The sequence below is a fragment of the Cellvibrio sp. OA-2007 genome (assembly GCF_000953825.1).
Lineage (GTDB): Bacteria > Pseudomonadota > Gammaproteobacteria > Pseudomonadales > Cellvibrionaceae > Cellvibrio.
On sequence record NZ_BBUL01000090.1, the window covers coordinates 16,490 to 42,445 of the forward strand.

At 50.5% G+C, this 25,956-nt stretch carries 26 protein-coding genes; 7 read left to right on the forward strand and 19 right to left on the reverse strand.

Annotated elements, in window-relative coordinates; translation table 11 throughout:
- Positions 1 to 144 precede the first annotated feature (144 nt).
- Both AWU77_RS10845 and AWU77_RS21025 read right to left on the reverse strand, forming a co-directional pair.
- Entirely contained in the window at positions 145 to 3,420 is a 3,276-nt protein-coding gene (locus AWU77_RS10845) for an ImpA family metalloprotease (RefSeq protein ID WP_062063224.1), read from the reverse strand.
- Positions 3,421 to 3,503: 83 nt separating this feature from the next.
- Positions 3,504 to 3,947 (reverse strand): GFA family protein, encoded by a 444-nt coding sequence (locus AWU77_RS21025; protein WP_084618287.1) that lies wholly within the window; start codon positions 3,945 to 3,947, stop codon positions 3,504 to 3,506.
- 140 nt (positions 3,948 to 4,087) lie between these two features.
- Between AWU77_RS21025 and AWU77_RS10850 the strand changes: the two genes are divergently transcribed.
- Positions 4,088 to 5,011, forward strand: coding sequence for a LysR family transcriptional regulator (locus tag AWU77_RS10850; RefSeq protein ID WP_062063226.1), 924 nt, complete (start codon positions 4,088 to 4,090; stop codon positions 5,009 to 5,011).
- A 37-nt stretch (positions 5,012 to 5,048) separates the two neighbouring features.
- Here the strand turns inward: AWU77_RS10850 and AWU77_RS10855 are convergent, their stop codons facing one another.
- From AWU77_RS10855 to nrdR, 14 genes are all read right to left on the reverse strand, one after another.
- Positions 5,049 to 5,957: a DUF808 domain-containing protein gene (locus AWU77_RS10855; RefSeq protein ID WP_062063228.1), complete on the reverse strand. Its 909-nt coding sequence runs from the start codon at positions 5,955 to 5,957 to the stop codon at positions 5,049 to 5,051.
- A 30-nt stretch (positions 5,958 to 5,987) separates the two neighbouring features.
- Positions 5,988 to 6,791, reverse strand: a complete 804-nt coding sequence (gene dapB / locus AWU77_RS10860) for a 4-hydroxy-tetrahydrodipicolinate reductase (protein WP_062063230.1) — start codon at positions 6,789 to 6,791, stop codon at positions 5,988 to 5,990.
- Positions 6,792 to 6,819: 28 nt separating this feature from the next.
- Positions 6,820 to 7,422, reverse strand: coding sequence for a GTP cyclohydrolase II (gene ribA / locus AWU77_RS10865; RefSeq protein ID WP_062063232.1), 603 nt, complete (start codon positions 7,420 to 7,422; stop codon positions 6,820 to 6,822).
- Between the two features lie 2 nt (positions 7,423 to 7,424).
- Entirely contained in the window at positions 7,425 to 7,904 is a 480-nt protein-coding gene (locus AWU77_RS10870) for a phosphatidylglycerophosphatase A (protein ID WP_062063235.1), read from the reverse strand.
- Between the two features lie 2 nt (positions 7,905 to 7,906).
- On the reverse strand, positions 7,907 to 8,872 hold the full coding sequence (gene thiL, locus AWU77_RS10875) for a thiamine-phosphate kinase (protein WP_062063236.1): 966 nt from the start codon (positions 8,870 to 8,872) through the stop codon (positions 7,907 to 7,909).
- 66 nt (positions 8,873 to 8,938) lie between these two features.
- Positions 8,939 to 9,427: a transcription antitermination factor NusB gene (gene nusB / locus AWU77_RS10880; protein WP_062063239.1), complete on the reverse strand. Its 489-nt coding sequence runs from the start codon at positions 9,425 to 9,427 to the stop codon at positions 8,939 to 8,941.
- Between the two features lie 93 nt (positions 9,428 to 9,520).
- The gene (gene ribE, locus AWU77_RS10885; RefSeq protein WP_062063241.1) at positions 9,521 to 9,991 is read right to left on the reverse strand and encodes a 6,7-dimethyl-8-ribityllumazine synthase; all 471 of its coding nucleotides are present in this window, start codon (positions 9,989 to 9,991) and stop codon (positions 9,521 to 9,523) included.
- A gap of 118 nt (positions 9,992 to 10,109) precedes the next feature.
- A complete protein-coding gene (ribBA, locus tag AWU77_RS10890) occupies positions 10,110 to 11,225 on the reverse strand; it encodes a bifunctional 3,4-dihydroxy-2-butanone-4-phosphate synthase/GTP cyclohydrolase II (protein WP_062063243.1) in 1,116 nt (371 codons plus the stop codon).
- Between the two features lie 20 nt (positions 11,226 to 11,245).
- A complete protein-coding gene (locus AWU77_RS10895; protein WP_062063245.1) occupies positions 11,246 to 11,602 on the reverse strand; it encodes a type II toxin-antitoxin system RelE/ParE family toxin in 357 nt (118 codons plus the stop codon).
- Positions 11,602 to 11,880 carry a type II toxin-antitoxin system ParD family antitoxin gene (locus tag AWU77_RS10900; RefSeq protein WP_062063247.1) on the reverse strand — a complete coding sequence of 93 codons (279 nt, stop codon included), beginning with the start codon at positions 11,878 to 11,880 and terminating at the stop codon, positions 11,602 to 11,604. Before AWU77_RS10900 ends, AWU77_RS10895 begins: the two co-directional genes overlap by 1 nt.
- Positions 11,881 to 11,948: 68 nt before the next feature.
- Complete coding sequence (locus AWU77_RS10905) at positions 11,949 to 12,605, reverse strand: riboflavin synthase (RefSeq protein ID WP_062063249.1); 657 nt, start codon at positions 12,603 to 12,605, stop codon at positions 11,949 to 11,951.
- A 33-nt stretch (positions 12,606 to 12,638) separates the two neighbouring features.
- Positions 12,639 to 13,208, reverse strand: coding sequence for an RDD family protein (locus tag AWU77_RS10910; protein ID WP_062063251.1), 570 nt, complete (start codon positions 13,206 to 13,208; stop codon positions 12,639 to 12,641).
- Between the two features lie 12 nt (positions 13,209 to 13,220).
- Positions 13,221 to 14,345 carry a bifunctional diaminohydroxyphosphoribosylaminopyrimidine deaminase/5-amino-6-(5-phosphoribosylamino)uracil reductase RibD gene (gene ribD, locus AWU77_RS10915; protein ID WP_062063253.1) on the reverse strand — a complete coding sequence of 375 codons (1,125 nt, stop codon included), beginning with the start codon at positions 14,343 to 14,345 and terminating at the stop codon, positions 13,221 to 13,223.
- Positions 14,346 to 14,352: 7 nt separating this feature from the next.
- Positions 14,353 to 14,817 carry a transcriptional regulator NrdR gene (nrdR, locus tag AWU77_RS10920; RefSeq protein ID WP_062063575.1) on the reverse strand — a complete coding sequence of 155 codons (465 nt, stop codon included), beginning with the start codon at positions 14,815 to 14,817 and terminating at the stop codon, positions 14,353 to 14,355.
- Between the two features lie 441 nt (positions 14,818 to 15,258).
- On the opposite strand from nrdR, the gene AWU77_RS10925 reads away from it, so the two are divergent.
- From AWU77_RS10925 to AWU77_RS10935, 3 genes are all read left to right on the forward strand, one after another.
- Positions 15,259 to 16,182, forward strand: a complete 924-nt coding sequence (locus tag AWU77_RS10925; protein WP_062063255.1) for a hypothetical protein — start codon at positions 15,259 to 15,261, stop codon at positions 16,180 to 16,182.
- Positions 16,183 to 16,460: 278 nt separating this feature from the next.
- Positions 16,461 to 17,531: a polysaccharide lyase family 7 protein gene (locus tag AWU77_RS10930; RefSeq protein ID WP_062063257.1), complete on the forward strand. Its 1,071-nt coding sequence runs from the start codon at positions 16,461 to 16,463 to the stop codon at positions 17,529 to 17,531.
- A gap of 91 nt (positions 17,532 to 17,622) precedes the next feature.
- Complete coding sequence (locus tag AWU77_RS10935) at positions 17,623 to 18,471, forward strand: ABC transporter substrate-binding protein (RefSeq protein ID WP_062063259.1); 849 nt, start codon at positions 17,623 to 17,625, stop codon at positions 18,469 to 18,471.
- A 94-nt stretch (positions 18,472 to 18,565) separates the two neighbouring features.
- On the opposite strand, the gene AWU77_RS10940 is transcribed toward AWU77_RS10935, so the two are convergent.
- The 3 genes from AWU77_RS10940 to glyA all read right to left on the reverse strand — a co-directional run bounded on the left by AWU77_RS10940 (position 18,566) and on the right by glyA (position 22,480).
- A complete protein-coding gene (locus tag AWU77_RS10940) occupies positions 18,566 to 20,035 on the reverse strand; it encodes a zinc-dependent metalloprotease (RefSeq protein WP_062063261.1) in 1,470 nt (489 codons plus the stop codon).
- A gap of 172 nt (positions 20,036 to 20,207) precedes the next feature.
- Positions 20,208 to 20,921 carry a hypothetical protein gene (locus AWU77_RS10945; RefSeq protein ID WP_062063263.1) on the reverse strand — a complete coding sequence of 238 codons (714 nt, stop codon included), beginning with the start codon at positions 20,919 to 20,921 and terminating at the stop codon, positions 20,208 to 20,210.
- 293 nt (positions 20,922 to 21,214) lie between these two features.
- Complete coding sequence (glyA, locus tag AWU77_RS10950) at positions 21,215 to 22,480, reverse strand: serine hydroxymethyltransferase (RefSeq protein ID WP_062063265.1); 1,266 nt, start codon at positions 22,478 to 22,480, stop codon at positions 21,215 to 21,217.
- Positions 22,481 to 22,866: 386 nt separating this feature from the next.
- On the opposite strand from glyA, the gene AWU77_RS10955 reads away from it, so the two are divergent.
- The 3 genes from AWU77_RS10955 to AWU77_RS10965 are packed head-to-tail and all read left to right on the forward strand — an operon-like array spanning position 22,867 to position 25,950.
- The gene (locus AWU77_RS10955) at positions 22,867 to 23,685 is read left to right on the forward strand and encodes a polysaccharide biosynthesis/export family protein (RefSeq protein WP_062063267.1); all 819 of its coding nucleotides are present in this window, start codon (positions 22,867 to 22,869) and stop codon (positions 23,683 to 23,685) included.
- Positions 23,686 to 23,698: 13 nt separating this feature from the next.
- Positions 23,699 to 25,078: a GNVR domain-containing protein gene (locus AWU77_RS10960; RefSeq protein ID WP_062063269.1), complete on the forward strand. Its 1,380-nt coding sequence runs from the start codon at positions 23,699 to 23,701 to the stop codon at positions 25,076 to 25,078.
- A complete protein-coding gene (locus AWU77_RS10965) occupies positions 25,075 to 25,950 on the forward strand; it encodes a polysaccharide biosynthesis tyrosine autokinase (RefSeq protein ID WP_062063271.1) in 876 nt (291 codons plus the stop codon). Before AWU77_RS10960 ends, AWU77_RS10965 begins: the two co-directional genes overlap by 4 nt.
- Positions 25,951 to 25,956: the final 6 nt, after the last annotated feature.

Sequence of the window (25,956 nt, forward strand, 5' to 3'; positions counted from 1 at the left end):
AGCGAGATGAAACGCTGATCTCATCTCGCCTTTTTATGTTCTTGTGCGAACCGTTTTGTATTCTTGTGCAGAGCCGTTTCAGGCGGCCGCAATCTGACCGCGAATTCTACGGGACTGTCGCGTCCCTGTCTATTGGAATATACCTTAAAAACCGGCCGGATAGCTTGCTGTAGTGGTTACAACTACCGGGCTGCCAACACCGCTACCGTAAGTACTCAGGGATTTCATCGGGAAAATAAATTTACTGGCCACAGGCAAACTGTAAGCATTCACTTGCGCACTCGCAGCTGCGGAATAAGTAACACCCCACAAATCAAACACTGGACGCATATCACGACCGATAATATTGGATGCGGCAATCACCATAAAATCATTGCCATTCATGCTAGAAGGGTAGCTGGCATAGGTGCCAAAACCCAGAGCGCTGGCATTAGCTGCCCAACTACCGCTGCTGTTGCCGAAGTTGCGTTGCAGTAAATACATGAGCGTGTACAGCTCCCAGCCATCGTCAAACGCAGTGTTGTAATAATTAGCAAACTCAACTAGCTGACGATAAAACAATACCCGCTCGCTGTTGTTAACTGCATAGGCCGAATTCGACCAAATAGCGTTGTACACAGTCTGGGTTGGGTTGGCATCCCCTTGTGCGCTTTTCATAATACTGAACACACAAGCCGCTACCGATTGGTTTTTGTCGGTGCAATAAACCGGCTGATTAGTGCTTATAGTACTTCTATCTTCATACACCATAGCGTTTTTAGCCTGGTTGTATTTGATGTGTTTGTGTATTGGGAAAATGTTATTGGACACCTCGCCAGAAATGCCGTCGTAAATTTTCAATCGACTCACTTGCAAGTTGTGCCCTACCTCATGGGTTTCACCCCAACCCAATGGTCCAAAGGCCCAATTTTGATCGTAGGGGTTGCCTGCACAGCCTGCGCCACACAAAGCCCATTCGTCCGCCACTACATGCTGCATTTGATCGCGGCGATGCTGAGCGCCCGTGCAATCCCAGCCCTTATTCGCACAAAAACCGGCCACCTCAGCACTGAGTGAAAACGCCCCTGAGGATGAATTAAAGCCTGCCAACTCATAGGTATCCTTAATAAAATAAGTCCAAGTATCGGCCACCAAATTAGTCAGGCTATTCGAATAGGTGCTGAGCGAGGCATTAAATTTCGGCAGATTGGAGTGTAATGTCACCATCTCAGTTGCCATTACTACCCAATTGGTTGGAGTAGTGCTCAGCGCCTGCTGAAAGGCAGCCACTTCGGCGACGTCGTTCGGGTTGCGCAACACAGGATGGCTGATTACATTGCTCACCTGCACACTCACATCCGGTTGGCCGCTGGCAGCGCCCACAAATAAATAAAGCGGGCCGCCGTAGGGGTTGGTAATCGTAAGGCTGCTGTTAGCAGCCAGCGCAGGGCGCGGTGAGCCCAGCTGGGTCGGGCGATCCATCACATTAAACGGGCGCGAGGTGTCGCGCAGGATGTTAACGCCAAAAGTAACGCTGCCGGTGCCACTATCGGTGCGCGTCAAGGTCACCGTTTTTCCGGGCAATATATAAAGCCCTGTCGCATATTCCGTTGAACCGGTTTGTGGTGGTGCAACAGTGATGGTTTGGCTAAAAGTCGCAATATTGCTAGCAAAGAGACCGGAAAAGTTCCCCAGGTTTTGCGCCACCGTATTACTACTACGGGTCATATAGGAAGTGACATCAGAAAACAGCGAGCGTAGAAACTCGGTGGGATAAGTCTCCTTTTTGAAGGTAGACGAATAAGTCACCGCCTGGCGATACTTGTCCCCCAACAAGATCAATAGCTTTTCCAGTTCATAACCACTGGCAGAAAAAATTGCGATTCCTTTGCTATCCAAGGCTCTGATCCGCGCACGCAATTCAGCAGCCGTAGTGCCGAACTCACTCATATAGAGCGCGTCGTCCGTGCAACTCACTGTCCCCACGTTACTGGCACAACCACTCCAAGTAGTGGTGAACGTGCCCTGCTCTAAACGATTCAGCAGTGGCTGTATGTTCTCCAAACCGGCAGGGTAATCACTCAAACTTGCCGGAGAGAGCGATTTCAAACCATAGCGAGTGTAAAAGTTACCCGCCGAGTTAGGGCTAGAAATCCCCAACAAATCAAACACGCGTGTACTGATATCGCTCAAGCTCCAGGCCGAGTGGGTATAGAGTACGGGCACACCTTGGGTTAAGGCCGTATTCAACGCCTGGCTTAACGTGGCGCCACTGTAACCTGAGCCCGTATCTTGACCGATAATCAATAAATCTGCCCCCTGCAAACAATTACTCAAGTTTGCGTTATCGCACAGATTATTGGCTTGACTAGCAGGGTTGGCACTAATTCCGTTAATGGTCACACCAGCGTAATTTGTCGCTAACCAAGTGCGCGTAGCAGATTCAAACGAGTTGGGCTGCTGCGCCACCACCACTTTAAGCCCGCTAAAGTCCGAACGTTTAGTCAACCACTGAACGGTGTTCAGCATAAATTGATTCATACCGCTATTGCCGGGCACGCCAAAAGGGTGACCACCAAATACCGCATAGCGAGTCGCATTACTGGCACTCGCCGGATAGGCGCCCACCAAGGCTAAAGCCTGAGCGGCGGTGGAGGCCGTATCGCTGCCATACGCCCAATTGTTGGGTAGTGCCGACTGGTTTTGCAGTAAATCCAAACCCTGCAAATAAATTGAACTTGTACCCGGATTCCAGTCAATCCCTGCAGTATTTGCACTATTGGGGGAACCATCGCTATTCAAACCAAAGAGCGCCTGCTTGGTACTGGCATAAGCTGTTTGTGTTTCATTCAGTTTTTGCTGAATAGCTGTGAGCAACTCAGGCTTGGTAACACTGCTGGCATTACCCGTCTGCAAGGCCGCACTCAAATTACTATTGCCAACTGCACTGGAAGAAACACTACTAAGCGAGCTTGCACTACTAAACGAGCTATTACTTTTACTGGAAGCCAAGCTACTAAACGAGCTACTACTCTTACTGGAAGCCAAGCTACTGAGCGATGACTTACTCGATAGGCTAGAGCCAAGACTTGCCGACGAAACCGCAGGCTGACTGCTTGCCGCAACACTTGAACCATAATCACTCACGCCACCGCTGGTTGCCGTGCTGCTTACCAATGAGCTGGACGCCAAACTCTTACGCACATAACTGGAAGACTGCACGCCCTCATGGCTGGATGATGAACTCAGCAACGACGCGCTAGCCTCTGTGCTAGATAGCGAAGCGCTCGACAATGAACTGACAATCTGACTGGAAACTTGACTACTTGAGGTTGTACTGGATACAAGGCTGCCCCCCGCCTGATCAGTTCCATTTGATGCCCCACCGCCACAACCAACAAGAACCAAACAAGCGCACAAACCCCAAGCATTAATTTTCATTAACTACCTCTACTGTAAAAAAGTTTCACACCTGAAAAAACACACTCAGAGAATGAACGAAGAAACACTGTTTTCACTTAAAACTAACCGCATTCACCATGTGCTAAAGCACTTCGCATTTTAAAATCCTGCGTCTGGGATGCTGCGCACTGCAATGGAAACTCCACCCAATCGTGACGGTGGCGATTCCAGGCAGAGGCTATGGGTTGAGGGAAATTGGGGTCGGCGAAACATCCCACTGCAAAGCAGGTCATGCCAGGTTGAAACTCCGCTATCGCGCATACGGTTGTGCCACACTCTGGGCAGAAGTGCTTACACACCTGTCGCCCAGCATCGCTCACATAACTGTGAATTTTGAATCGACCTGACTTTGCCTGTAACTGTTCATTGCGAAAATACGCATTCACCGCAAATACCGATCCAGTGCGCCTTTGGCACCCCAGACAACTACAGGCAATGACAAATTTAGGCTCCCCCGAAACCCGAACGCTAAACTGTCCGCAGGCACACTGAGCGGTTCTACCCATAAATATGTCCCCGCGTACTTAAATCATTCATAGTGGCGCCCACTGAAACTGATCAAACTTTAAACACTATTATTGACGAATCCTGCTCTATACTCCAATGCATCTTAATTATGCTTTTAATGCATGCGAGGTATTGAGCTGTGGTAGACCCGCGCAAAATAAAACACTTTGTCACCCTGGCCCGGATCGGCAACTTCAATGAAGCAGCCGAAGTACTGCATATATCCCAGCCAGCACTTACGCGTAGTATTCAGAATCTGGAAGAAAGCCTTGATGTGATATTGATTGACCGCAGCCAACGCGCCATAAAGCTCACCGCCGCAGGCAACCACCTGTTGAGTTACAGTCAAAAAGCATTAATGGAATTAAGGAATATTCGAGCCGAAGCGGCACGCATTAAAGGGTTGGACGCTGGCTCACTGAAAATAGGCACAGGTCCCCTACCTGCCGATCACATAGGTGCAAATACTTGCGCACAATTTCTAAGCCTACACCCCAATATCAAAGTAACTCTGGTTGTTGATGAGCCAATGAAACTGATGGAACAACTTGTTCAGGGCAATCTTGATGTGATTATTGTGGATATGCGAGCGGTCACACATAGCCCAGATATATTATTTGAGCCATTACCCAAACTCCCTGGGGCGACGATTGCACGCACAGGCCACCCACTCGCAGGCAAACCAGCACTGGACACAGCACATATTCTGCAATTCCCACTCGCCACCATAAGCCCTATAGCAACTCAGGTGATTGGTACGGCGATGGGGCTTAATGCTCAGCAAGCCCAGGACGCCTTTAGCTTTAATTGCAACAATACCCAGCTAATGGCCACCTGTCTAAAACAAAGCAATGCGATAGGTTTTTTATTAAAAGCAAACATAGCCGCCGATGTAAAACGCGGGGAGCTGACAGTGCTCGATTATGAATTAGTGAATGGCAGGTTTTATAACGAGTACGGCATTTGCACTTATAAACCCAGGCTCAACTCTCTGGCGACAGATGCCTTTATTGACATTACCAAAGAGCTCGCCAAGCAAATAGTTGCGGAACAATATGATTGATTTACCCAAATACACTCTAAAAATATTGATAAGTGTATTATTTTTTAACAAAAACCTTAGCAAACAAACTGACAAGCAGTAATACCAAGGCTCCAATCACCACTCCAGCAACACCGTTCAACAACGATGATGTCAACCACCCCATCACTTCAGTCGCTGCGACCACAGACTCAATCGCGTGATGAATAACAGGAATGTTGTGCGTCACAATACCGCCACCCACCATAAACATAGCGGCAGTACCGACAACAGAGAGCAGTTTCATTAAACGTGGCGCCGCCGCCAATAATATGTTGCCGAAAAATTGGGCGACAGCGCCTGATTTTTCGCACAGATGCAGGCCTATATCATCCAACTTTACGATTAAGGCAACAAAACCATAGACACCTACCGTCATCAGCGCGGCAATAGTGACCACCACTGTGGCTTGCTGCGCAAAAGTCGCCGCCGCTACCGAGCCAAGTGCAATCACAATAATTTCAGCTGAGAGAATAAAATCTGTACGTATGGCGCCTTTGATTTTTTCTTTTTCAAACGCAACCATATCGACTTCAGGATTGGCTACCGCTGCAATTAATTCGCGGTGATGAGCGGTATCTTCAGCGTTGGAGTGAAGATATTTGTGTGCAAGTTTTTCAAACCCCTCAAAGCATAAATAGGCGCCACCGACCATCAACAGGGGAACAATTAACCAGGGAATAAATGCGCTAATCAGTAATGCGGCTGGAACCAGAATGACTTTATTCAGCATCGAACCTTTGGCAACTGCCCACACCACTGGCAATTCACGCTCGGCGCGCACACCGGCGACTTGCTGCGCGTTGAGAGCTAAATCATCGCCCAATACACCCGCCGTTTTTTTTGCGGCCACTTTCGTCATGACCGCCACGTCATCAAGCACAGTAGCGATATCATCAATCAACATTAATAAACTGGAGCCAGCCATTATCAAATCCCTGCATGTTTTTGAAAATAATTAACGCAAGCCCAAAACGTCCTGCATATCAAACAATCCAGTCTTTTGCTGCTGCAACCAGACTGCCGCACGCACGGCGCCATTGGCGAATGCCAAACGGCTGGAAGCTTTGTGGGTAATTTCCACGCGCTCACCATCGGCCATAAACATCACCGTGTGGTCACCCACTACATCGCCGCCCCGCACAGTGGCGAACCCAATGGTATCGCGCGGGCGCGCACCGATTTGCCCTTCGCGGCCATACACGGCTACTTTCTCTAAATCACGCTCCAGCGCATTCGCGAGTACTTCGCCCATACGCACTGCGGTGCCTGAAGGCGAATCAACTTTATGACGGTGATGGGCCTCATAGACTTCTACATCGTATTCATCGCCTAACACGCGCGCGGCGAGATCCAATAATTTAAAACACAAATTCACGCCGGTAGAAAAGTTCGCTGAGAGCAATAAAGGAATTTGTGTTTGATAGGCGAGCAGCTCGGCTTTTTCGCTTGCGCTAAAACCGGTAGTGCCAATCACTATAGGTTTATTGTGCGCGGCGCAAATTTTTAAGTGATCAAGTGTCGCCTGCGGTGAACTGAAATCAATTAACACATCGAACTGATCAATCACTGCGGCGATGTTATCGACCAGTGTGATACCAAGTTTGCCCACATTGCCCAACTCACCGGCATCGACACCAATCAATGAACTGCCTGCACGCACAGTTGCTGCGCCCAAGGTTGTGTGTGGATTTTTTTGCGTAGCTTCAATCAGCGCTTTGCCCATACGGCCAGCAGCACCGGCGATTGCTATTCTTGTCATGGTCTTCATCTCAAAAAAATACTGGAAGTTATTCGTCGTCTTCACTGTTAAATAAGTGGCCGAGTTTACCTTTTTTGGTTTCAAGGTATTTGGCATTGTGGGGATTGCGACCGGTTTGATGCGGGATGCGTTCCACCACATTAATACCCATATCCTGCAACGCTTTTACTTTGCGTGGATTATTAGTGAGCAGCTTTAGTGCTTTGATATTTAAATGCTCGAGCATGGGCCGAAGAATAGAATAATCGCGCATATCTGCACCAAAACCCAATTGTTCGTTAGCCTCAACTGTATCGGCACCCTGATCTTGCAGGTTGTAAGCCTTAATCTTATTCAGCAGCCCAATGCCACGCCCTTCCTGGCGCAAGTAAAATATAACGCCGCGCCCTACCACCGAAATTTTATGCATGGCCGCTTGCAATTGCGGGCCGCAGTCGCAGCGCATGCTGAATAGTGCATCACCGGTCAAACACTCGGAATGTACGCGAGCAAGCAAGGGCTCCTCATCACTCAAGTCCCCCATAGTAAGCACCACATGCTCTTTATCGGTTTCATCATCACTGAAACCGTGCATGGTGAACATGCCAAATGGCGTAGGTAATTTGGTAGATTCCACAAAACGAATAGTCACGACTACCTCACAAAAAACGCAATCAACTGCAGCACTAGCAGCGCATAAATCCCAGCGAGGACATCATCGATCATAATGCCGAAACCGCCGTGAACTTTTTTATCCAGCCAATTAATTGGCCAGGGTTTTACAATATCGAACAAGCGAAATAGTACGAAGCCAATCAGGATCCAGATCCAACCGGCGGGCGCCATAAACATGGTAATCCAGAAGCCGACAAATTCATCCCATACAATGCCGCCATGATCATGCACCCCCAAGGCTTTAGATGAGCGATCACACCAGAGCACACCCAATGCAAATGTGACCAATAGCCAACTTAAATACACCGGCCAGGATAAATGTTGCAGCAGTAAAAAAAAGGGAATAGCGGCGAGTGTGCCGAAGGTGCCCGGCGCTTTGGGGGCAAGGCCGCTGCCAAACCCAAATGCAAATAAATGATTGGGATTGGCCAACAATTGTTTAAAGCTGGGTGTGTTCATTATTAAAAATGTTGATATCCAGTTTGAGGAAGCGCAAAAGGTTGGCCTTCATACTCACAGATGACTTTATTGCCGGCAATCATCTCGCCGACCACTGTAGCCTGTAATTTTCCCTGTGCGATCAGCATGGCGATATCGGCCATTTTTTCTGGCGACACAGTGAAGCACAGTTCGTAATCATCACCACCGCTGAGCGCCCACTGATAAGTTTGTGCATCGTTATTTAACGATGTTAACGCAGGCGATAGGGGCAGATTTTCCACATCAATCACTGCCGCTAAATCACTCGCATCACAAATATGTTGCAGGTCAGCGACTAAACCATCGGAAATATCCAACGCACTGCTGGCGAACTCACGTATCAATGCCGATTCACGCAAACGCGGTATTGGGCGATAAAAACGTTCGTGTAAATACGCCTTGTGCTCATCGGTAAACGCTTGTGTGTTTTGGATTGCCGCTAATGCCGCTGCACCATCACCCAGATAATGAGTGACTAATACAAAATCGCCAATATTCGCACCATCGCGACGCAATGTTTGTTGCGGCAGGGTTGCACCCATCACCTGAATGGTGATCGATAAAGGCCCGGATGTAGTATCGCCACCCACCAATGCTATGCCGTATTCGCGTGCACACTTAAATAAACCGCGACTAAAACTCCGCAACCAATCTTCACTGGCTTCGGGCAAAGTTAACGCAAGTGTAAACCAGAGCGGCTCAGCACCCATAGCGGCGAGGTCACTCAAATTCGTTCTGAGCGCGCGCTCGGCAATTAATTCTGGTTCTGCATCGGCTGGGAAATGAACATCGGCAACCAGCGTATCGACCGAGACCGCTAATTGTTTGCCGGCAGGGATTTGCAACAGTGCGCAGTCATCGCCAATGCCTAGCAACACACCTTCCGCAGGCTGCTCAGCTTGCTCGCGCTGGAAAAATTGCTGGATGAGTTGGAATTCGCTGGGCACTGTGACGCCGTTTTAGAAGAGTGAAATAATGTGTGAAGTAAGGGCGATCAACAACCGCCCTGAGAATTAACGTGTTTTGCGCTCAGCACTGACTTCCAACGAACGCAATATCGCTGCGGATTTATCCAGCACACCGTTGATAAATTTGTGACTGTCTTCTGCACCAAATTTTTTCGCGAGTGATACCGCTTCGTTAATCACTACTTTGTAGGGCACATCGATACGGAATTTAAATTCGTAGTTGGCAAGGCGCAACAGCGCGCGTGTAATTGCATCCAACTCCACCAGTGAACGATCGACCAAAAACGGTTCGTATAGCGCATCAAGTTCACTTAAATGCTCAGGCACACCGTGGAGAATATCGTGGAAATATTCCACATCCACTTTGCTCATATCGTTATCGGTATGAAATTCCGCTTCGATTGAGTTGAGTGAGTTGCCGGTCATATGCCATTGATACAGCGCTTGCATTGCGTAGTGGCGAGCCATACGGCGAGTTGCAGCGGTGTGGCCTTTTTGCGCGGATGCTCCGGCGTGACCTGAAGGAGTAGTCATGAACAATTACCTGATAAAGAACTTGAATGCCTGCGTGCGCAGGCATGAAATAAAATACTAACCAAAAAATTCGCGCGTAAACGTTTAGCGAATTTAGATTTTGCCAAACAGGGAAACCATTTCCAGCGCAGTCGATGCAGCTTCTACACCTTTGTTGCCTGCTTTGGTGCCCGAACGCTCAATGGCTTGTTCGATTGAATCTACCGTCAATACACCAAAAGTGATAGGCACGCCGTATTGCAGTGACACTTGCGCCAAACCTTTGGTGCATTCACCGGCGACATAATCAAAGTGTGGTGTACCGCCGCGAATTACTGCACCTAATGCGATGATTGCATCGAACTCTTTTTTCGCCGCAATTTTTTGCGCAGTCAGTGGAAATTCAAACGCACCGGGCGCGTAATAGATTGTGACATTTTCATCTTTAATGCCGTGGCGACGCAAAGTATCCAATGCGCCGTCTTTCAAACTTTCCACTACAAAACTATTCCAGCGGCTAACGATCAAGGCGTATTTGCCTGCTGACGCGGAAAAATCACCTTCAATGACGTTGATATTGCTCATGCTATTTTCTCTATTCAATTAATTTTTCAATGTGCGATGGGCATCGCTGTGGCTCCACCCATCCTACAAAAACCATTTTTTTGGGAGGGGGGAGTTAATCGCCCTCAGGGCAGACCTTTTAGTCACCCTCCGGGCAAACATAGTCCACCACTTCCAAATCAAAACCCGAGAGCGCGGAATAGCGCATAGGGGCAGACATCACCCGCATTTTACGCACACCCAAATCGCGCAGGATTTGCGAACCGGTGCCTACTTGTTTGTAGAGCACCTCTGAACTGCGGCGCATTTGTTTGCCGGAGATCAGCCAATCAATACTGTCTTCTACTTCTTTGGTCGATTCATCGTGGCAGATCAGCAGTACGACACCCTTACCCTCTTCGCTCACTTTGCGCAGCGCATCCTGGTAGGTCCAGCCTTTGCCACCGGCAACGGAGGTGCGCTTAAGGCTCAGCACATCGCGGGCAATATCCATCACATGCACACGCACCAACGTTGGCTCTGCGTCGATTTCGCCTTTCACCATTACAAAGTGCAAATCGCCACGCGCCAAGTCGCGATAGGTGCGCAACTCAAATTCACCGTAGAGGGTCTCTACTTTGCGGGTATTGATGCAGGCAACGGTTTGTTCTTTGGTGGCGCGATAGTGAATCAGGTCGGCAATGGTACCGATTTTCAGCCCGTGTTGCTCACCAAATCGCTCAAGATCCGCACGGCGCGCCATAGTGCCATCCGGGTTCATCACCTCTACTATCACTGCCGCCGGCTCGAATCCGGCCAAGCGCGCAAGATCGCAACCCGCTTCGGTATGGCCAGCTCGGCTCATCACACCGCCCGGTTGCGCCATGAGGGGGAAGATATGACCGGGCTGAACTATATCGCTCGGTTTTGCATTCGCTTTTACCGCGGTGCGTACAGTGAGCGCACGGTCAGCCGCCGAAATACCGGTACTGATACCTTCAGCGGCTTCAATTGATAAGGTGAAATTAGTCGAATGCTGGGATTTGTTATCGCTCACCATCAGCGGCAATTCCAGCTGCTTGCAGCGCTCCGGCGAGAGCGTCAGGCAAATTAACCCGCGTGCATGGGTCGCCATAAAGTTGATATCTTCCGGGCGCACCTGTTCGGCGACCATAATGATATCGCCTTCGTTCTCACGGTCTTCGTCATCCATCAGGATGACCATTTTGCCGTGGCGCAGATCTTCGATCAGTTCTTCAATGGTGTTGAGTTGCATAGTCAATTCTCAAAAACAAATCATTCTGCATCAGTAAATAACTGGTGCCGCTGCAGATCCATACTATCGTGAAGCAATCTCAGCACTCTGATCACTGCCTCGTCTTCTAATGCTGACAGGCTAAAAATAATCATGTGCCGACCTTTATACCCGTTGCGAGCCACATGCAGGCTGGCGACGCGAACACCCAATTCGGGTCGCCATCTAAGGCACACCGCATCAGGCCCCTGATGTAATTCCTGAAAAGCGGACTCGATTGCTCGGGCGTAGACTCTGGCCTGCTGTGCACCAAACCTATCCAGTGTCCAAGCCAAAATATCCTGATAGTCCTTTAATGCTGAGAACGAAAACTCCAGCGTCCATTTGGTTGGTGTCATTAGCTTCCGATTACCTCATCCGCCAGCCCTTTCAAATGCCGGCTTAACGCTTCGCTTGAATCAAAAGACTGATAACGACCAGCTTCGAAATCATCAATTCCGACCTGTACCGCCTCGCGTAATCTCGCAAGACGCAACTCATATTCCTGCTCGCGACGCTCTACCATACGCAAACCTTCACGTAAGACTTCACTGGCATTCTGGTAGCGGCCTGAGTCTACAAGTTGTTCTATAAAATGGGTTTGATGGTCGGTGAGCACAACATTTCTAGTTGGCATGATCTGAACTCCTGAAGATGCGTGATTGGCATACTATGCCATTAATATCTCACAACATCTGCCAGCAATCACGCAAAACCATTCTTCGCCAAAAACTCCAGGGTGATGCCCTGCCCTTCGCCTTCGGCAGCTTTCTCACCGAGCATCAAGCGCTCAAGGTAACGGGCGAGCACATCCACTTCCAGATTAAGTTGGGTGCCGGTTTTGTAGCTATCCATAATCGTCCACTGCAGTGTGTGCGGGACAATATTGAGTTCAAATTCAGCGCCATCCACTTTGTTAACGGTAAGACTAGTACCATCTACCGTGATTGACCCTTTATGGGCGATATATTTTGCCAATGCTTTGGGCGCGCGAATGCGGAAACGCTCGGAGCGGGCATCGGGATGACGGCTGACCACTTCGCCCACACCATCCACATGGCCGCTGACAATATGGCCACCCAAGCGAGTTTGCGGGGTGAGAGCTTTTTCCAAGTTGACACGCTGGCCGACTTTCCAGCCGGGCAAGGTGGTGTTATCCAATGTTTCGCGCGACACATCCGCCCAGTAGCCATCGCCGGGCAAATCTACCACGGTCAGACAAACGCCGTTAGTGGCGATGGAATCGCCCAAATGCACATCACCCAAATTCAGATTGTGGGTTTTGATACGCAGGCGCAAATCGCCATTTTTAGGCTGTAATGCCACCACTTCGCCGATGGCTTCGATAATGCCGGTGAACATAGTTTTACCTCGGAGTCGGCGCGGCCAATAAATTTATACGATGATGCTAGTGGGCTTGCCCTGACTAGCAGGAATACGCAAATCAATCACTTTGGTTTTGGCGAGATGATCGTGGATACAGCGGCGGTCAGCGCGATAAATAAACAGTATGTCGGCGAGCCGCAAAAATATACCCACTACCGGCACCATGCCCATAATCCACTGCGACAAATAGCGCTGGACGATCAACAGTAAAAACGTGGGCTTTTGATTATCCAGCGTGACAATCGCGATGCCCATCATGCGCTTGCCAATAGTTTGGCCATATTGCTGCAACAGAAATCCGTGCAAGACAAAAAAGATGATAAAGGGCGAAATCGCCAGCAGCGATTTTTGCGAATCAGACAAAGCGTTCACCCGCTCCTGCAATTCTTTTTGGGCGAGCTGCATATCATTAGAGCTGGCCGGATCCAGCAGCCCCATGGATTGCATCAAGATAATCAGCGCGATCATCATAAACACCGCATCGAGCATAAACGCCCAAAAACGCTTGCTTAGCGCAGCGGTATTGTCGGCCTGTGGCACAGTTGGATTCGGCGAAGAATCGGGAGCTTGGTCGTTCAAAAGATTACCTATTTAGTATTCAGTGTCGGGCGCGGCAGTGATGCGCCAATCCCGTCCAACGGCGCGAATATCTTTAATTTTTAGCGAGAGCGCGGCCGACATAGTATCGAGCGGCAAATTAAACAGCGGCAGCGCATTGCTACCGAGCAGTTTTGGCGCCATGTACATGATGATTTCATCGAGCAGGCCACGGCGTAAAAAACTGCCGGAAAGTGTTGCGCCCGCTTCAACTAACACTTCATTGCAGTGCCGCTTGGCGAGTTCGCGCAAGAGCGCAGTTAAATCAATGCGGCCATCTTTGCCCGGCAGGGCAATCAGCTCGACAAAATCCGGCCAGCCCTGTAATTGCGCCGCATCAACCTTGCCATTATGCACCAGCAATATCGGGGTGGACTGTTTAAACATCAAGGCGGTACGCGGTGTGCGCAGTTGCGAATCCAGAATCACTCGCAAGGGCTGTTTCGCCGCGGCTTCGTCGGCATTGGGCAAACCCAGTTCATCCACGCGCACAGTGAGCGAGGCGTTGTCCTGCAAAATAGAATCGACACCGGAAATGATCGCGCAGGAACGGGCGCGCAAACGCTGCACATCGGCGCGCGCTTTGGGGCCAGTGATCCACTTGCTTTCACCGGATGCCATGGCCGTGCGGCCATCGATACTCATCGCCATTTTGCAGCGCACATAAGGCAGTTTGCGCTCCATGCGCCGAACAAAGCCGGGGTTGAGTGCACGCGCATCATCTTCCAACACCGGGCCATCCACCTGAATGCCAGCGGCGCGTACCATGGCGATACCATTGCCCGAGACCAGAGGATTTGGATCTTCCATGGCATAGACCAACCGCGCGATACCGGCATCGATTAGCGCTTGCGAACAAGGGCCGGTTTTACCGGTGTGACTGCAGGGTTCGAGGCTGACGTACGCAGTTGCGCCGCGCGCCTTGTCGCCCGCCGCGAGTAACGCATTGACCTCAGCATGGGCTTCACCGGCGCGAATATGCCAGCCTTCCGCAATTACCTGCCCGTCTTTTACCAACACACAACCGACCCGCGGATTGGGCATAGTGGTGTAGAGGCCGCGCTCCGCCAAACGGAACGCGTGCGCCATAAATTCAAAATCAATTGCGGATAGGGTCATCAAAAAATTAGTCGCTTTCGGGTTGCTGTTCGAGGCGATCGATTTCCTGACGGAATTCGTTCAAATCCTTAAAGCGGCGATACACAGAGGCGAAGCGCACATAGGCGACTTCATCGAGCTTTTGCAATTGCTCCATCACTTTTTCGCCGACCAACAAGGCTTTCACTTCGCGCTCGCCGGTCGCCTGTAAATAGTGTTTGATATGGTTAATGGCCGATTCAATCGCCTCGATGCTTACCGGGCGCTTTTCCAGCGCACGCAATAAACCGGCGCGCAGTTTGTTTTCATCGAAGGGCTCGCGGGTGCCGTTTTGCTTGATGATGCGCGGCATCACCAATTCAGCCACTTCAAAGGTGGTGAAACGCTCATGGCAGGATAAACACTCGCGGCGGCGGCGAACCTGATCGCCCTCTGCCACCAGGCGCGAATCGATAACTTTGGTATCTTCCGCACTACAAAACGGACAATGCATGATCATCGGCCCCAGCGATGGATAAAGTGGGCGCATACTAGCACAAAATCAGCCAATTCTGACTCGCACGCACCCGCTAGATTAATGGCAGACTTACCCCCACCTTTTAAGCTGGCGCACGCCACCCCTTAGTTACCGGCGCATGAGCCGTTTGCCATTCCACCCCCGCCTCACCCCAACAACCTGTAATACAAAAAAACCACTTTGGAATGACCAAGAGAGCTACCAATGATGCATATCTTTTAACATTTCACCTATCTTCTAGTTACCAAATAATCTAGAAAGAAGATAATTTTCGGTTGTACCTTGCGTAAAAAGCCCTTAGGATCCTAAATTATTACCAACAAAGACAATTTATATTGATATTTGGTAATACCAATATAAGCGATGTTATCAATCAAAACATCAATACCTATTCCAATAATCCTTAAAGGTAGCAACATGAAAAAGACTCAAGCCCTTATTGTACTCGGCCTAAGCAGCGTACTTTGTGCGTGCGGTGGCGGTTTAAATCAACCTGCACCGGTTAATCCAGGCACACCAAGCTCTGCGGCACCTAGCTCAGTGGCAGTCAGTTCTGCAGCACCCAGCTCCGTAGCGGTTAGCTCTGCAGCACCCAGCTCCGTAGCGGTTAGCTCTGCAGCACCCAGCTCCGTAGCAGTTAGCTCTGCAGCACCTAGCTCGGTGGCAGTTAGCTCTAGCTCCGCCGCCGCCCTGTCAAAAGTAGCCAAGATTTACGACGCTAACTCCGGTGACACAGGTGAATTGCGATTTGTAATCCCGGGCGATGACCAGCTCCAAGGCAAATTAACCCTGTCTTTCTTGAAAGATGCCGATCTCGTAGATTCAAATGGAGTTGAAAAAAACGCTTACATTACGTTGTTTAACTCCGCCAACTCCACTAGCAGTGGCCGGGCAATTCTTGACCTCCTCATTGGAAGCTCAGCTTTCAGTATTCGCGACCAAGCGGGCATTACCGTTAATACGCCGTTTAAACCCGGTGCCTGGCAAACTATTGCGATCACCTGGGATTATGCTGGCACCGCACAAGCGACGGTGACTATTGTTATCGATGGCGATACCGCCAATGCTCTTTCATATCCAGCGTCCAGCACTGCGGTTGGCGGGGTTTCAGCGGTTGCATTCAGACTTGCAGACAACTCGGCTGTCATTACCTCAAGCAAAGCTTTTTATGTAGACGATGTGAAGCTCTACTCTGATAAAGCCGGTACAACCATAGTGTATGAAGATAACTTCGAATCTTACGCTGTAGGCGCTGATCTCAGTGGTGCGACAATAGGCGCCACTGCTCTGACTTACGACAGCAGCACTTCAGACGTAAGAATCGCGGAACTTGCCAAATAATAGCTTTTTGATCCAAGTCGTTTAAAAAAGCTCCAGATATGTCACGTAAAATCTGGAGCTTTTAATCCACCCTTTTACCGTAGTTTTCATCATTAAATAATGGAAAATACGCGTAAACCGACTAGTGTACATAAGAGCCTGTATTGGGTTTGGTTGTGCTCTCTGCAAGAGAAACCAGGCTAAAACTAGCAACCATATTTAACTGCGTGCAGCACTCTTAGGGCATGTTGAAATTATCTTTTGCTTGGCAGATTGAGCAAAAAAACTAAAGGTTATCTATGAAAATAAAATGGCTGAATTCCACCTTGGCATCAACTCTAGGGGCGCTTGCGCTGCTCCCTGTAGTAGCAACTGCTGCCGACTCAAATATACCTGCCACCAAATTTGACCTAAGCCAATGGAAACTCACCTTGCCCATGGATGCCAATAATGATGGTAAGGTCGATGAAATCGATGTGAAAGAAATAAAAAAATACAGCCACAACGATTTTTTCTATTTGAATGAAAAGGGACATATGGTTTTTGTCGCACCCAATGTTGCCACCACAACTTCCGGTTCAACCAATACCCGCAGTGAATTGCGCCAAATGTTGCGCGGCACCAAAACAAAAATTGGTACGCACGACCCACGCAATAATTTTGCGATAAAGACTCACCCGCTATCGCGTAAATTCGCTATGGTCGGCGGCAAGCTAGAAGCCACGCTGTATGTTGATCATGTGGCGACAAGAGCGAAATATGGCAACAAACCCCCAGCCTATTCAGTGGTTGTCGGGCAAATTCATGCTGACAAAGGCTCTGATGAACTGAAGAAGAAAACCGGTTTTGGCTGGGGCAATGAACCCATCAAAATTTATTACAAAAAGTGGCCAAATCACACCAAGGGTTCGGTGTTTTGGAACTACGAGCGCAATCTTGCCAAAGACAACCCCAACCGCATTGATATCGCCTACCCCATCTGGGGCAACACTTGGGAAAACCCCGAGGATCCGGGTGATAAAGGCATAGCCTTAGGTGAAGAATTTAGCTATGTAATCAATGTGCACGAAGACATTATGTACCTCACCTTCAGCTCGCCCAATCACGAAACAGTCAAATATGAAATCAATCTTGCCAACAATGTTGATGCCTATGGCAAGGTAGACCCGAAAGACCACCCCTATGGCTACCTGGGCGATGCAATGTACTTTAAAGCCGGTGCATACAACCAATGTAGCTCAGCCGATCAAGCTGGCTCTTGGTATGCAGCATGCCCTGGTACCGGCGACTGGGAAAAAGACAAAGCGGCTGGTGACTATACCAGCGTGACTTTCACTCGCTTAACGGTAGGTAAATCAGCGAAACCCTAAGTGGACATTTGTTTTCCAGCCAAAAGCCCCCCTTGTTACCGGGGCTTTTGGCTGCTCCCTATAAAACTCTGTGCCAGCATGAGGTCAATCTATGTCGGGTCGATTGCTATCCCTTATCACTGCCATAGTGCTGTTCGCTCCCCTCGCTACCGCGGAAACATTAAAAATAAATAAGGTTGAAGGGGAAAAAGAAGAACTTATTTTTTCGCTACTTAAACTCGCCTTGGAAAAAGTAGATCCTAAGGTTCAGATTGAACAGCTAGACGAAGTCATACCGGAAGGCCGCTGGGCCTCGGGAGTGGAAGACGGCTCTTTGGATTTGCTATGGGCGGGCTCATCAAAAGATTTAGATGAGCGAATGCTGCCCGTCCGTATCCCCCTGTTAAAAGGCTTGCTAGGTCATAGAGTCTTTCTCATTCGGCGTGAAGACCAACCTAAATACGATGCCGTATCTAACCTCGACGATTTAAAATCCTTGCACGCCGGCATGGGCTCACTCTGGGGTTCCACCCGCGTTCTGGAAGCAGCCGGTTTGCCGGTGGTCAAAGCGGTAAAGTACCCCAGCTTGTTTTATATGTTAGACGGCGGCAGGTTTGATTATTTTCCACGTGCAGTTCATGAACCCTGGGCAGAGATCGCCAGCCACCCTACATTGAATTTAAAAGTCGAAGAAAAACTGTTGTTGATCTACCCCTATGCGATGTACCTCTATGTTCGTAAAGACAATCGCGCCTTGCATCACAAGCTCAACCAAGGTTTGGAATTGGCCATTGCGGATGGCAGTTTCGATCTATTATTTTTCAACAACACGCTGATTAAGGACGCCCTAAACCGCACCAATCTTGCCAATCGCCTTATTCTGCGCATTCCGAATCCGGAAATGCATCCAGATACACCCGTGCACAGACCAGAACTCTGGCTTAATGTGAACAAACTATAGCCCTCAAAAAAAAGCCCGGCACTAGGCCGGGCAACAACTGAGTCAATCAGACAGCTAAAAAATCATTCACCTTTGCGCGACAAGCCCATCAAGGCTACACCGTACATTTGCACAACCTGAGTGCCGCCTTGTATTCAACATCCAGCGCTTTAAACAAGGCTAAAGCATCGGCGACCGCCGTTGTTAAATCAGCGGTTCTGGCTTTTTCTGCCGCAGTGGCCGCAACTGCCGCATCATAAATATTGGTGGCAGTCGCAACTGCTGAGGTAGCGGGCGCAATTTGTTGTTGTGCCGTATTTACTGCCGATGCAGCCGCACTAATCTGCTCCAGCAAAGTGTTATACCTTGTCACCAGATTGTTGTAAGCCGTTAACCGGGACGCCTTGGCCGCATCTGTTGCGGCAGAATTATAAGCAGCAATTGCGGTATTCAACTGGGTTTGCAATGGCTCCACTTTGACAACCAAAGCGTTGTATTTCACAACTGCGGTTTCGTAACCTCGCGTTGCAGTAGTTAAGGTTCTGGTAACGGTCGTTAATTCAGTTTTTGCCGCGCGTTCTGCAGCCGTTTTTTCCGTTACGGCAACTTTATTAGCAGCTAACACTGCGGCAGCAGCTGAATGCACGGCGCGGGCAGACTCCACTTTACTTTTTAATACCAGCGCATCACCGGTATTAACACTGCTGGCGGAGCTTGACGATTTGCTGGAAGAAAGCGCTACGCTGGATTTGGATGAAGACACAGAAGCAGTTGAAGAAGCGGGCGCGCCGGCATAAAAATTCGCAATTTGCGGCGCAGTAATATTCAGCGCATAGCGGGCATCTGCACCGGTACTGGTGTTGTTGCGATCAACACCGCAGGGCAAATTATTTTTACAAATAATATCGGGGTTGGAAAATTTATATACCTTGCCGTTCCAGTAATCCACATTGAATTCATTCTGGTAAGCCATCACCGTGGTAAATGAATTCACCACACCATGACCCAAGGCGTAATGCATAGCACCGCCGGTGCCATCCTGTTTGCGCGAATGCTTTAAACCCATGTTGTGACCCAACTCGTGCGCTGTTACAAAATCGCCGCAGGAATTGATTGCCACGTGCGCAAACATATACGCCTTATGCCCCGCACTCATAGTGCCATTACTGCCGCCCACCCAGGCCACGCCACAGCTGCCATGAGAAGTCATATAAGGGCGATAAAACAGCACCATGTCAGCTTTAGCTTGATCGCGTGCGGCTGCAACACCGCTAAAGGCAGCGTGCTGATTGAAGGTGATATTGTTTAGTGCAGTTTCTGCGTTGTTGTCATCGGTGTAATCCACCTGCAGGGTTCTCGCAACACGGATTTCTAAATCCACGCCGCTATCGGCATAAATTTGATTGGTGACTTGAAATAATTGATTGATGCGCGTGGTAGGGTCACCGCCGTATAAGTTGGCAGCACCTTTGGTGTACACCACTAACACATCGATTGCAGTGGAAGCGGCCAGCGCAGGTAATGCGGTTGTTGCCAGTAATGCAGTGGTAATAATACGAATAAGTTTTTGAGCATAGGGTTTCATAAAATGTTCTCTGTAGACTTTACTGAAAACCCTCCGTGATTAACAAAAGATGGAAACCATTTTCCAAATTTTGATGCGCATCCATTAAAGCCACGCCGCATTGCTGTTATGTTTTCTTACACATTACCGCCTGCCTCCGCTAAAAAATTATTTTGTCTTTGATTCAAATATCTCACTGGTGCTCATGCCCGTGTGGAATTTCTAAATAATCATTGCTGCCCGGTTGCGACAACTCAAACTCCGACGGGTTTTTATAAATCCAGCCACTGCCATTGACCGATTCCAGTGTGTAGCTGCCGTTGGGGGTAGTCACTGTGGCAAATACCGAGTTGCCGCCGTAAGTCATCACTACGGGGAATTCATCGCCATGACCGTCCAAATGACCGCGCCAACTGTAATCGCCATTGGGATTGGTTTTGCTCGCTTCCACATTCACCTGTAGCCGCTCGCCGCCGGGCAGCATCACACTGGTTTGCTGCCCCGCTTCGGGATAAGCGGGATTTTGCATATCCACCGACACTGGCTCGTAGACCGACACACTTTGCGGCAGCGGTATGCTGGGGGTTGAATCTGCCATGCGCCAAGCATCGGGCACTGTCACTGCAGGTTTTGCGGCAACGGGAGTATTGCCATCCGCAACTGGCGGGCGGGCGGGTGATGCCAGAGCCTGCTGCGCACGCGCTAACTCGCGGTTGGCATTGGCCAGCACCGGGCTAGTGGCGGGATCGGTGCTCAGCGGCGGTTGCTCGTTCAATATTTGTTCTAACTGCTGGTTAGGCTGTAACAGGGCGTCTTCGCGGGTGATTTGATAGACCAAGGCGATAATCAATATGGCACTTAACGCCAGATAGATTCGCTTGAAATTGCCAGATGAGGGAAGCGCCATGAATGACACCAGAGTGTTGCTTAGGTTGATTAAAAATAAGCCAGAACGATCAAAATATCGAGTTTTTATTACTCCTCGTGAAAATAAAATCTAATTTGAAGCTATTTATAATTAAATAGTAATTAAAATCAAAAAAGCGATTATGAGAAAACACGTTTTTAGATGTAGCAATAAGCGCCAATAAGGGCGCAATAAAAAAGGCAGCCCTGCGGCTGCCTTTTGGTTATAAGTGAAACATGATCGGCGCCAGATGAATCAACCCCGCCATTGCCACCTATGGTATTGCGTGTGCTTTATTCAGCGTAAACAGGGAACTTCTTGCACAGATCAGCCACTTGCGCTTTTACGCTGGCGATCACGTCATCGGCATTGCCCGCTTCCAGCGCTGCAAAGATATCGCAGATCCAGTTGGTCAATTGCACACACTCAGCTTCTTTGAAACCGCGAGTAGTAACCGCTGGAGTACCTACGCGGATACCAGAAGTCACAAACGGCGAGCGTGGGTCGTTTGGTACAGCGTTTTTGTTTACAGTGATGTGCGCTTTGCCCAGCGCTTCGTCAGCATCTTTACCTGAGTAAGATTTGCCGATCAGGTCAACCAGCATCAGGTGGTTTTCAGTACCGCCAGAAACGATATTGATACCGCGCTCAATAAAGGTTTTCGCCATCGCCTTGGCATTTTTTACCACTTGTTGTTGGTAAGCCTTGTACTCAGGGCTCATGGCTTCTTTAAAGCTGATCGCTTTTGCGGCGATTACGTGCATCAAAGGACCGCCTTGACCGCCGGGGAATACGGCTGAGTTCAGCTTCTTTTCGATCTCTTCGTTGGCTTTGGCCAGAATCAGACCACCGCGTGGGCCGCGCAGGGTTTTGTGGGTGGTAGTGGTAGTTACGTCGGCAATTTGCACTGGGTTAGGGTAAAGGCCAGCAGCAACCAGACCAGCAACGTGTGCCATATCGACAAACAGGTAAGCGCCTACTTTATCGGCGATGTCGCGGAAACGCTGCCAATCCACTACTTGTGAATAAGCCGAGAAGCCAGCAACGATCACTTTTGGCTTGTGCTCTAGCGCCAAACGCTCAACTTCGTCGTAGTCGATCAAACCAGTCGCCGGGTTCAGACCGTATTGGATGGCGTTGTAATACTTGCCCGATGAACTCACTTTAGCGCCGTGAGTCAGGTGGCCGCCGTGTGCCAAGCTCATGCCCAAAATGGTATCGCCCGGTGCACAAAGTGCAGCGTAAACCGCTTGGTTAGCCTGTGAACCTGCGTGTGGCTGTACGTTGGCGTAATCCGCGCCGAACAGCTCTTTAGCGCGTTCAATTGCCAGCGCTTCAGTCACGTCTACATACTCACAACCACCGTAGTAGCGCTTGCCCGGATAACCTTCAGCGTACTTGTTGGTCAACTTGGTGCCTTGCGCTGCAATCACCATTGGGCTGGTGTAGTTTTCCGAGGCGATCAGCTCGATATGCTCTTCCTGACGCTTGCCTTCGTTCTGGATTGATGCCCAGATTTCAGGATCAAAAGAAGCAATAGTTTGGTTTTTATCAAACATAGATAAGTCCTAGGGTTGACCTGCAAGCCGCGCGAGGTGGCTGAGGGAGTGTGGATGGGTAGTAGGAAAAATTAGGCGGGCATTGTACACCAGCCGCCCAAATAGCTTCCACGCAAAAAACTCATGCAACACAGCAATCAGATTCATATACGCACCAAAACAAAGCAGGAACACACACATCGGCTAAAAAATTTGGCTGTTCACTCAAGCCCCAGGAGGATTGGGCTGACAGGTTGAGCGTCAAACTCTGCGCTGCACCACAGTTTTTCCGTTTTTTATGGTGCTTTGAACAAATAGGCCTCGCTTTTGCAGTAGCCCCAGTGATGCTTTCCCACACCCCGATTGAGATGTGCAATCTGATCGGCCATGGAATTTAAGGACAACGCATGAACTTGGCGTTTTATAAGTGGGCGGCCGCGTTTGGCATAGCCATAGTCGGCACGCTGGCACAGGCGCAAACAGCTACTCCACCCGCTGCGGCCTACCGCATAGGCGCAGGCGATGAGGTGCACATTAAGGTGTATGGCCAACCGGAATTAGCCGCCGAAGCTCAGGTTAATAGCGATGGCATGGTGCTGGTGCCACTGCTGGGCAATATCGCGATTGCTGGGCAAACCACCGCCATGGCCGCCACTCTGATTGCGCAGCGCTACCAACAGGACAATGTCCTGAAAAATGCGCAGGTGAATGTGCTGGTCAGCCAGTATCGCAGCCAGACGGTTGCCATTCTCGGCAAGGTCAACAGCCCCGGCAGGCTGGTTCTGGAAGGGCCGACCAGCCTGACTCAAGCACTGGCGTGGGCGGGCGGAATTGCGGCGGCGGGCAGTGAACGCATCCTCTTAATGCGCCTTGCCCAAGACGGCAGCCAAGAGCGCATCGAATACGACCTGCAGCAGTTACTCAGCCCGCAAAACCAATCCCTACCCACTATCTGGCTCAAAAACGGCGACACCCTCTATGTGCCTAATGCCGGGCGTTTTTACCTCAATGGTGAAGTGCATTCGCCGGGCATGTACCCACTGGATCGCCCGCTCAATGTACGCCAAGCGCTGAGTGCCGGGGGCGGCCCCACCGCTAGCGCAAGTAACTCCGGGGTGAAACTCTTCCGCCAAGGCGCGGATGGATCGGTACAGGAACTGCGCGCCAAACCCGACGATCAAGTTATGGATGGCGATGTTCTGGTGGTTAAGGAAAGCATCTTCTAAGAGGAGCTGTAAGATGAATTTGCACAGATTTATCGGGATTTTAGTCGCACGTAAACACGCGATTACAGCCAGTATTTTGCTCGCCTTGGCAGCCGGACTACTGGTGATTTTGCTGACCCCCAAATCCTATACCGCCTCTACCGATTTATTGGTTGATGGCCGCGGGCTTGATCCCATCAGTGGGCAATCGCAGCCGGCGCGTTTGACCAGCGGCTACATTGCCACCCAAGCCGACATTATTCGCAGCCGCACAGTCGCCGCCAAGGTGATTGAGCAACTGGCACTGCACCAGTCGCCCACAGTAATCAACGCAGCCAAATTGACTGGCGATACAGTACCCGACCAGAGCCGCATACTCACCTTTCTCGCCAAAGGGTTGAACGTGATTCCCAAGCGCGATAGCAGCGTCTTGAGCATTACTTTTACCGCGCAAGACCCGCAGCTCGCCGCACAAGTGGCAGACGCCTTTGCGCAGGCTTATGTGGTCACCAATCTGGAGCTGCGTGTAGAGCCAGCCAAACAGACCACCCTCTGGTACAACGAGCAACTGACCGGCTTGCGCGCCGAGCTCATCGCCAAACAAAACGCCCTGTCCAGCTATCAGGAACAGCACAACATACTCGCCTCATCCGACCGGCTGGATTTGGAATCGGCCAAATTGGCGGAGCTATCCTCCATGCTGATTGCGGTACAAAACGAGCGGCTCAACTCCCAAAGCCGCAGCGACCAGATTGCCAATACCAAACAGGGGCGGCTGGAAACTCGCGCGCTAGATAACCCCCAAATCCAGAAGCTCGCGACTGACTTGGCGCAAGCCCAGGCGCGGCTCGATGAACTGAGCACCCAAGTGGGCGAAAACCACCCCCAATATCTGCAAGCGCGCAGCGAAGCCGATACGCTCAAAAAGCAGATGAACCGCATGCTGGAACTTATTAGCGGCAGCTTGCAATCGTCCGTAGAGTTATCCCAATTAAGAGAAGAGCAGCTCACCGCCGAGCTGGCCATGCAAAAAGAACTGGTGCTGCAACTGAGCCGCAATCGCAATGAGCTCAGCCTGCTTAAACGCGAGGCCGATAACGCCCAAACGGCCTATGAAGCTGCCCTCGCACGCACGGCGCAAACACGGCTGGAAAGCCAAATCGCCGCTACCGATATAGCGGTGCTCAACAGCGCGCAAGTGCCCAATCGCCCAACCAGCCCTAAACCCCCACTCACACTTTTTCTCGCGCTCATAATGGGTTTGATGGCCGGTGTTGCTATCGCCCTTGGCAGCGAATGGCTCGACCCGCGCATCCGCTCGGTTAGCGACCTGGAACAGGGGTTGGGGCTGCGTGTACTAGCGGTGATTCCCGGCAACCGACGCCTTTCTCCCCTCACGGAGGCACAAGCATGAATGATTTTGCCCAAGCCATACCCGCGCCAAGCGTCTCAGCCAGCCTGCAAAAAATGGGGCCGATGCTGGTGGCCAGCGGGAAGTTGGCCACCAAGGACCTCGCTGAGATTCTGGCGGCGCAAAAAACCTATGGGCTGCGGTTTGGCGATGCGGCGCTAAAGCTGGGCCTGGTCAGCGCCGAGGATGTGCAAGCGATTTTGGCCGAACAATTTGCCTATACCACACCTCCGGGCAAACACAGCCTGCTGGACAAGCGTTTGGTCGCCCTCTTCCAGCCAGATGGCGCCCAAGCAGAGGCATTGCGCAGCCTGCGCAGTGAACTATTGCTGCGCTACTTCAACAACCAACAGCAGACCACCTTGGCACTAGTGGGTTGCGATGAAGCGGAAACCATTGCGCTGACCAGCGCCAACCTCGCCATCAGTTTCGCCCAGATGGGTATCAATACCCTGCTGGTGGACTGCAATCTGCGCCAGCCCCAGTTGCAGGCGCTGTTTCACCTGGACCCTATGGCGCCCGGGTTAAGCGATAGCCTCGCGGGGCGCTCAGCGCTGGTACCAAGCGCAATTGAAGGTATTCGCGCATTGCAGGTAATTGGTGCCGGTACACCGGTGCCCAACCCCCAGGAGCTACTGGCCAGCAAGCCCCACTTTCAAACCCAACTGAGCAGTTTGAGCCAAGGCTTTGACGTAGTGATCCTCAACACTTCGCCGCTGACCAACAACCGCGATGCCCAACTGGTCGCCGCGCAAGCGGGTGCTGCATTGCTGCTGGCGCAAGCTAATCAGACCAAAACGCGCACGCTGAGCGATATCAGTATTCGGCTGCAGGAATTGGGTGTACGCCTGCTTGGGGTGAGCCTGACGAGCTAGGTTTTT

What these genes read in the sequence shown, in the direction of transcription:
- AWU77_RS10845 (WP_062063224.1), bottom strand. Translation starts at nt 3,420, where the DNA reads ATGAAAATTAATGCTTGGGGTTTGTGCGCTTGTTTGGTTCTTGTTGGT.
- AWU77_RS21025 (WP_084618287.1), bottom strand. Translation starts at nt 3,947, where the DNA reads ATGGGTAGAACCGCTCAGTGTGCCTGCGGACAGTTTAGCGTTCGGGTT.
- AWU77_RS10855 (WP_062063228.1), bottom strand. Translation starts at nt 5,957, where the DNA reads ATGGCTGGCTCCAGTTTATTAATGTTGATTGATGATATCGCTACTGTG.
- dapB (WP_062063230.1), bottom strand. Translation starts at nt 6,791, where the DNA reads ATGACAAGAATAGCAATCGCCGGTGCTGCTGGCCGTATGGGCAAAGCG.
- AWU77_RS10870 (WP_062063235.1), bottom strand. Translation starts at nt 7,904, where the DNA reads ATGAACACACCCAGCTTTAAACAATTGTTGGCCAATCCCAATCATTTA.
- nusB (WP_062063239.1), bottom strand. Translation starts at nt 9,427, where the DNA reads ATGACTACTCCTTCAGGTCACGCCGGAGCATCCGCGCAAAAAGGCCAC.
- ribE (WP_062063241.1), bottom strand. Translation starts at nt 9,991, where the DNA reads ATGAGCAATATCAACGTCATTGAAGGTGATTTTTCCGCGTCAGCAGGC.
- ribBA (WP_062063243.1), bottom strand. Translation starts at nt 11,225, where the DNA reads ATGCAACTCAACACCATTGAAGAACTGATCGAAGATCTGCGCCACGGC.
- AWU77_RS10895 (WP_062063245.1), bottom strand. Translation starts at nt 11,602, where the DNA reads ATGACACCAACCAAATGGACGCTGGAGTTTTCGTTCTCAGCATTAAAG.
- AWU77_RS10900 (WP_062063247.1), bottom strand. Translation starts at nt 11,880, where the DNA reads ATGCCAACTAGAAATGTTGTGCTCACCGACCATCAAACCCATTTTATA.
- AWU77_RS10905 (WP_062063249.1), bottom strand. Translation starts at nt 12,605, where the DNA reads ATGTTCACCGGCATTATCGAAGCCATCGGCGAAGTGGTGGCATTACAG.
- ribD (WP_062063253.1), bottom strand. Translation starts at nt 14,345, where the DNA reads ATGACCCTATCCGCAATTGATTTTGAATTTATGGCGCACGCGTTCCGT.
- nrdR (WP_062063575.1), bottom strand. Translation starts at nt 14,817, where the DNA reads ATGCATTGTCCGTTTTGTAGTGCGGAAGATACCAAAGTTATCGATTCG.
- AWU77_RS10925 (WP_062063255.1), top strand. Translation starts at nt 15,259, where the DNA reads ATGAAAAAGACTCAAGCCCTTATTGTACTCGGCCTAAGCAGCGTACTT.
- AWU77_RS10930 (WP_062063257.1), top strand. Translation starts at nt 16,461, where the DNA reads ATGAAAATAAAATGGCTGAATTCCACCTTGGCATCAACTCTAGGGGCG.
- AWU77_RS10935 (WP_062063259.1), top strand. Translation starts at nt 17,623, where the DNA reads ATGTCGGGTCGATTGCTATCCCTTATCACTGCCATAGTGCTGTTCGCT.
- AWU77_RS10940 (WP_062063261.1), bottom strand. Translation starts at nt 20,035, where the DNA reads ATGAAACCCTATGCTCAAAAACTTATTCGTATTATTACCACTGCATTA.
- AWU77_RS10945 (WP_062063263.1), bottom strand. Translation starts at nt 20,921, where the DNA reads ATGGCGCTTCCCTCATCTGGCAATTTCAAGCGAATCTATCTGGCGTTA.
- glyA (WP_062063265.1), bottom strand. Translation starts at nt 22,480, where the DNA reads ATGTTTGATAAAAACCAAACTATTGCTTCTTTTGATCCTGAAATCTGG.
- AWU77_RS10955 (WP_062063267.1), top strand. Translation starts at nt 22,867, where the DNA reads ATGAACTTGGCGTTTTATAAGTGGGCGGCCGCGTTTGGCATAGCCATA.
- AWU77_RS10960 (WP_062063269.1), top strand. Translation starts at nt 23,699, where the DNA reads ATGAATTTGCACAGATTTATCGGGATTTTAGTCGCACGTAAACACGCG.
- AWU77_RS10965 (WP_062063271.1), top strand. Translation starts at nt 25,075, where the DNA reads ATGAATGATTTTGCCCAAGCCATACCCGCGCCAAGCGTCTCAGCCAGC.